The 6,692-nt window shown below is 62.5% G+C and carries 4 protein-coding genes; 3 read left to right on the forward strand and 1 reads right to left on the reverse strand.

The window, feature by feature from the left end; all coding sequences use genetic code 11:
- The 3 genes from ACE3OH_RS17515 to ACE3OH_RS17525 all read left to right on the forward strand — a co-directional run.
- The coding region (locus ACE3OH_RS17515) for an adenylate/guanylate cyclase domain-containing protein (protein WP_374356056.1) at nucleotides 1-1,432 on the forward strand (1,432 nt) is incomplete at its 5' end.
- Between the two features lie 332 nt (nucleotides 1,433-1,764).
- On the forward strand, nucleotides 1,765-2,913 hold the full coding sequence (locus ACE3OH_RS17520) for a caspase family protein (RefSeq protein ID WP_374356058.1): 1,149 nt from the start codon (nucleotides 1,765-1,767) through the stop codon (nucleotides 2,911-2,913).
- A gap of 262 nt (nucleotides 2,914-3,175) precedes the next feature.
- A complete protein-coding gene (locus ACE3OH_RS17525; protein WP_374356061.1) occupies nucleotides 3,176-4,327 on the forward strand; it encodes a hypothetical protein in 1,152 nt (383 codons plus the stop codon).
- A gap of 62 nt (nucleotides 4,328-4,389) precedes the next feature.
- Here the strand turns inward: ACE3OH_RS17525 and ACE3OH_RS17530 are convergent, their stop codons facing one another.
- On the reverse strand, nucleotides 4,390-6,555 hold the full coding sequence (locus ACE3OH_RS17530; protein ID WP_374356065.1) for a malate synthase G: 2,166 nt from the start codon (nucleotides 6,553-6,555) through the stop codon (nucleotides 4,390-4,392).
- Nucleotides 6,556-6,692: the final 137 nt, after the last annotated feature.

A 6,692-nucleotide genomic window follows, 5' to 3' on the forward strand; every position in this document is an offset into this window, starting at 1 on the left:
CGATGGCCTGGTGCGCGCGGTACTCAGCGGGCCGGCAACCCTGGTTGGTGCGGTGGCGCCGGCTGGGCAGTCCTTGCAGCAGTGTGGCGGCAAGCCATGCCAGCCGCTGCGCTTCAGCAGCGCGGCTTCGGCGGCCATCCCCCTGAGCATGCTCAGCAGTTGCGACCAGCGTTGGCAGCAACTGGCGGATAGTGTGCGCAACCGGGTGGTGGTATTGCAACTGACCGACGACAACACGCCGGAAGATATCCATATGACGCCGGCCGGAGCCGGCATTCATGGCCTGCGTGCCGGTGCCCGCATCGTCGAGGATGGGGTGGCAACCGCGCTGGCCGGCGATGGGCCACGGCCGGCGCCGACATGGTTGTCCGGCATGCTCACGGCCGTGCTGGTGCTGCTCGGCATCGCCGCCTGCAGCCGTTTGCGTCCGGCACTGGCGCTCGCCGGTGTCGGGCTGCTGTTGCTCATGCTTTTGCTGGCAGCGCCCTTTGTTTACCCGTGGGCGTACTGGCCGGTGGATGCCATGCTCGCCGCGTTGCTGGCGGCAATGCTGCTGATTTTCGCCGGTCATATGAAGCTGCGCACCTGGCAAAGCGGCGTGTTTGCCCGCTTTCTGCCGCCACAAGCGCGTCACTTGCTGTTGGTCGAGGGCCAGCTGCCGGCCCTGGTGCTGATGAGCGATATTGCCGAGTATGCCGCCCTGACCAGCCGGCAGCCCTCGGCCGCAGCGGTATTCCAGTTGGTGAATGCCTATATCGAGACGGTGAGCCAGGATATGCAGGAGCACTACGGTGCCTGGCTGGAATCCTATGTCGGCGATATGGTGTGCTATTACTGGCCGCGCCTGGTGGCTGATCCGGCACAGTGGCAGGCGCAGCATCATCAGGCACTGCAGGCGGCCCGTGCCATGCAGCAGCGCCAGCAGCGCTTCTTTCGCGAGGTGGCCCGGCAGGCTGCCCAGGCTGGCAGCGGCCCGCTCAGTTATGCCGGCATCGCCTTGGTTGAAGGCGAGGTATGCATGGGGGAGATCGGCCCGGCAAACGGCATACGCAAATTCGGCATCCTCGGCGACCCCTTGAACCTTGCCTCGCGCATGGAGGCGTTGACTCGCTACTTCAATGCGCGCCTGCTGGTGACCGACAGCTTTGTTGCCTTTGCGACCGAGCAGGGCATGCTGGCACGCCGGATTGCCCGCATCCGCGTGCGCGGACGTGATCAGGCGATGGATATCTGGGCGCTGCATGAAAGCGACGACGCGATCAGTGCCGCCGATATCGCCGACTGGCAACGCTGGCTGGAACAGGCTGGCTGGCAAAACGATATTGCCGCACCGGTCGAGACCTGGGCGCTCGATGCGGCCAGCCTGCGTGCCTGGTACCGCGCGGGTCGCTGGCAGGCTGAGGAGGCGTACTTCGATTTAAATGATCGTTAGGGAAGCTCTGAACGAATCGCCTAACGCGCCAAATGCGCGGTTCCCCCGCGGCGGCGGGGGCGGAGGGGGTGGAATGAAACACGAGAAATCAATGACCTATCTACTCTTGCGTTAGTCCCGGGTCCCCCCGGGACATGCGGTGGTGGTCGAAAACTCGATTCGTTCAGAGTTTCCTTAAATGTGCGCGTTTCCGGGTGCTGAACCAAGGCGCGCAGCCTTCGGCATGCGTTATGGCGTTTTTTCCGCTGTGCCGCTGCTGGACTGGCTGAGGTAGCAAAGGTGCGTGCTAATATTCGCCGCTTGTCTTTTTCCACCGCCATGGATGCCTACTGATGCAGCCTCGCTCGCCCACCGTTGCAGAGCGCGCCCGACGACTGGTCGGAAATGCGCTGCTGTTGACGTGCGGCCTGCTGGTACCCGCCATGGCCGCCGAAGTGGCGCCACCGCACCGGGTGGCGCTGGTGATCGGCAATGGCGCCTACACCAATGCGCCCAGCCTGCGCAATCCGGTCAACGATGCCAACGATGTTTGCGATGCATTTCGCAAGCTGGGCTTTGAAACCCGCTGCCAGCTCAATATCAAGACGGCCGCCAGCCTGCGTGCGCATATCCAGTCGCTGGCCTCGGCGCTCGGTCCTGGCGATGTCGGCGTGTTTTACTACGCCGGGCATGCGGTACAGGTGGCTGGCGAGAACTACCTGATTCCTACCGAGGCCAATTTGCGCACGCCCACGGCGCTCGATGCCGAGGCGGTCAATGTCAAGGTGCTGATGCAGGCGCTCGATGGCGTGCATAACCGCCTGAGTCTGGTAGTGCTGGATGCCTGCCGCAGCAACCCCTGGCTTAACAACAAGCAGGCATTGCATGGCCTGGCGCGGATGGAGTTCGTGCCCGCCGGCACCATCGTGGTCTATGCCACGGGTGCCAACGAAGAAGCCTTCGATGGCGACGGGCGCAATGGCACCTTGACCCAGCACTTCTTGCGCAACCTCACCGTGCCGCAGCTGAGCGTCGAAGAGATGATCAAGCGGGTGAGCGCCGGTGTGCAGAATGACAGCCTGCTGGCGTTTGGCCGCAAGCAGACGCCCTATGTCTACACCTCGTTTACCGGCGAATACTGCTTCGCCGGTTGCAGCAGCCGGCTCGATGTAAATGAACTGAGCCGACGCCGCAATGAGCTGATCGCCCTGAAGGGGCGCATCGAGCAGGAGTTGCGTAGCCGCTCCCAGGAAAACCTGCGGCTGGAACAGGCGCAGCAGCAAGCCAGCATTGTTCCGGCCGAGAGTAGCGAACGCCGCCAGGCCATTGCTGCACGCCGCAAGGCCAACGATGCTGCCAGCATCAAGCTGGAAGAGGAATTGCAGACCACCTTGCGCACGCTCAATGAGCTCGATGGCCAGCTGCGCGAGGCACGCCGCCATGCCGACCAGGAAAATCGCCAGCTGCAAAGCAGCCAGTTTGTCGCGCCACCGCCGCTGTGATGGCGCCTGGCCAGGCTTTCCTTCCAAGCTGTGAACTAGCTCACAGCGCCCAGCAAACGCTCCCTGCACAATAAGCCTACCGGTGTGATTCGGTCATCGTCCGTGCTTGGCGGAGCGCGATGGTGGCAAGGTCGCGATGCACTTTTCGGTGCATGGTGGCGGGTATGGCCCGCGCGGGATCGATGGCGCCTTGCTGCGATCCCGCTCCTTTTTTGTCGGCCGGGCACCGGGCCTTAGCCTGCGTGAATGGGGAGTCTGAAACATGAAAATCATCCGACTGTTCGGGTCAGATCTGGCGTTGCGGGTTTGCCTGCTGGGCATGGCCCTATTGCTGCTGTATGGCAGCAAGCCACTCGTCGCTACCCTATACGCGAGCGGGCCGGGTGCGGTGAGCGGCTTCAGTGCGGCAGCATTGCAGTTTGCCTTGTTCGGTGCGGTGCAGGCCTTGTTTGCCGATAGCTACAATCTGCAGCTGGCGGGCTTTGCCAGCAAGTCGGTTTTGCTGTACGCCCTGTACCTGGTCTGTCGCGAAGTGCTTGCCCAGGCGCGCATGCCGCGCTGGCTGATGGTGCCGGCCTTTGCCGCCGGTTTGCTCTTGGTGGCGCGGCTGCCTTATCTGGCGGCGCTGCAATCGTTCGATCCGGCGCAAACCCTGATGCTGGCCCTGCTTGCCGGCGTGGCCGCCTATTTGATCGACCGCCGCTGGCGCAGCATGGCATTGACCGCTGCCCTGCTGGTGGCTGCCTGCGCGGCGCCTCAGTATGTGTATCTGCCAATGCTGGCTCTGTTCGCGCTATGGCTGACCAGCCGCCTTGCCGCCATGCCGTTTCCGCTGCATTGGGTGAAACCCTTGTTGTTATTGCAATTGCTGGTTGCCTTGCCGCTATTGCTGGCCCCGTTTCATGACAGCCATGCCAATGGCGCTGTCATCGGGATATTCGGGGTAAAGCCGGCCGTCATTGCTGGGCAGCTGAATGGTGCCAGCGGCTTGTTGCTGCGCAGCCAAGGCCATTTGCAGCAGGCGCTAGACGCTTACCGGCCGCTGTGCTTGTTCCTGGGCGTGCTGGTTCCGCTCAGCCTGTTGTACCGGCGTATCTATCTGCGGCTGGTGGCGGCGGTCAGCTTTCTTGCCTTGTTTGGTGTGGCGCAGTTGCTCTGGGGGGCTGCTAGCAGCCAACCGGTCAGTACGGCATTCGGCTTTACTGTCGATCTGTTGCTGATGCTGGAGCTATTCTGGATTGGGTGTCTGGTGTGGGAGCTACAGCGCTACTACGAATTGCAAACCTGGTCGGGCGTGCTGCGTCGTGTGCGAGGCTGGCTGCCCGCACCGGCTTCGCCGGAGCAGGGTGTGCGTCCGGCTGATCCGGCCTGGACGATGTCCGGCGATTCCACGCCGTCCGGATTGCGGCATTGATAGGTCGCTGACGTGCCAAGCCCCCGCTGTTACGGGGGCTTGGCATTGGTGCATTGACCAAGTCAGTGCTTGACGGCCGCCTTCAGCGCCAATCTTGCCCGGTGCAATACCGGCTCGGTATAGCCATTGGGCTGTTTCACGCCTTCGAATACCAATTCGCAAGCTGCATTGAAAGCAATGCCATCAAACGCTGGCGCCATCGGCCGGTAGGCCGGGTCGTTGGCGTTTTGCTGGTCGACGATGGCGGCCATGCGCTGCATCACCTCGCGTACCTGCGCTTCGCTGACGATGCCGTGGCGCAGCCAGTTGGCGACATGCTGGCTAGAAATGCGCAAGGTGGCGCGGTCTTCCATCAGGCCGACGTTGTGGATGTCCGGCACCTTGGAGCAGCCGACGCCCTGGTCCACCCAGCGCACCACATAGCCGAGGATGCCCTGGCAGTTGTTTTCCAGCTCGCTGCGGATTTCGTCGGCCGACCAGTCGGTGGAAGGGGCCAGCGGCAGGGTGAGGATGTCGTCGACCGAAGCGCGGGTGCGCGACTTCAGCTCCTGCTGGCGAGCCGCCACATTGACCTGGTGGTAATGCAGGGCATGCAGCACGGCGCCAGTCGGTGATGGCACCCAGGCGCAGTTGGCGCCGGCTTGCGGGTGGCCGATCTTGGTCTTGACCATTTCCGCCATCAGGTCGGGCTTGGGCCACATGCCCTTGCCGATCTGCGCCCGGCCTTGCAAACCGCACAAGACGCCCACATCGACATTGCTGTTCTCATAGGCGGCGATCCACTTGCTGGCCTTCATCGCCTCCTTGCGCACCATCACGCCGGCTTCCATGGCGGTGTGGATTTCATCGCCGGTGCGGTCCATAAAGCCGGTGTTGATAAAGATGATGCGATCTTTCGCAGCGCGGATGCATTCCTTCAAATTGACCGAGGTACGGCGCTCTTCATCCATCACGCCGATCTTCAGTGCATGGCGCTGCAAACCCAGCGCATCTTCCACCCGGTCGAACAGCTCGCAGGCGAAGGCTACCTCGTCCGGGCCGTGCATCTTCGGTTTGACGATATACATCGAACCGCTGCGGCTATTGCGTAGCGCGCCCTTGCCCTCGATATCACGCTTGGCTATCAGGGCGGTGATGGCGGCATCCATGATGCCTTCGAATACTTCGTCACCATTGTGCAAGATGGCCGGATTGCTCATCAGGTGGCCGACATTGCGCAGCAGCATGAGCGAGCGACCATGCAGCTTCAGCTCGTCGCCATTGGCGCCCGTGAACACGCGGTCGCCATTCATACGGCGGGTGACTAGCTTGCCGCCCTTGTCGAAGGTGTCCTCCAGCGTGCCCAGCATCAGGCCCAGCCAATTGCGGTAGACCTCGACCTTGTCGGTCGCATCGACGGCGGCGACCGAGTCTTCGCAGTCCTGGATGGTGGTGACGGCCGCTTCGAGGCACAGGTCCTTCACATGGGCTGCGTCAGTGGCGCCAATCGGGTGGCTGGCATCGATCTGGATTTCCACATGCAGGCCATTGTGCTTGAGCAGCACGCCGCTGGGCCGTGCCGCATCGCCGCTGTAGCCGACGAAGGCGGAAGGATCATTCAGACAGCTTGATTCGCCACCCTTGAGGCTGACGCTGAGGCGACCACTGTTGACGCTGTATAGGGTGGCATCGTGGTGCGAGCCGATTTCCAGCGGGAAGGTGGCATCGAGGAAATCGCGGGCAAAGGCGATGACCTTGGCGCCGCGCGCCGGGTTATAGCCCTTGCCTTTCTCGGCGCCGCCGTCTTCCGCGATCACATCGGTGCCATAGAGCGCGTCATACAGCGAACCCCAGCGGGCATTAGCAGCGTTGAGCGCGTAGCGGGCGTTTTTCACCGGCACTACCAGTTGTGGGCCGGCCAGGGTGGCGATCTCTTCGTCGACGTTTTCGGTGGTCACCGCAAAATCGGGCCCTTCGGGCTGCAAGTAGCCGATCTCGGTCAGGAAGGCCTTGTAGTCGGCAAACGGCGCCTGCGGGTTGGCACGATGCCAGGCATCGATCTGCGCTTGTAACTCGTCGCGGCGAGCCAGCAAGGCGCGGTTCTTGGGGCTGAGGTCGGCGACGATTTTTTCAAAGGCCGACCAGAAGGCGGTAGCGTCGATGTCGCTGCCGGGAATGGCTTCGTTATTGACGAAGTCGTACAGCTCGCGGTCGATGGCGAGACTGCCGTGTTGGATGCGTTCGGTCATACAAAACTCCTACAGCGAATTAAGTTGGTTCAACGCAGCGCGCGGGTACTGATCGACTGGCTGGGTCGCGAGGTCATAACGAAAGTCGGCACTTACACCAAGACAGAAATCGGCGAGCGCCTTTTGGGGCCAGATGT

The organism is Chitinimonas sp., from assembly GCF_041904975.1.
In the GTDB taxonomy this organism is placed as follows: Bacteria; Pseudomonadota; Gammaproteobacteria; order Burkholderiales; family Chitinimonadaceae; genus Chitinimonas.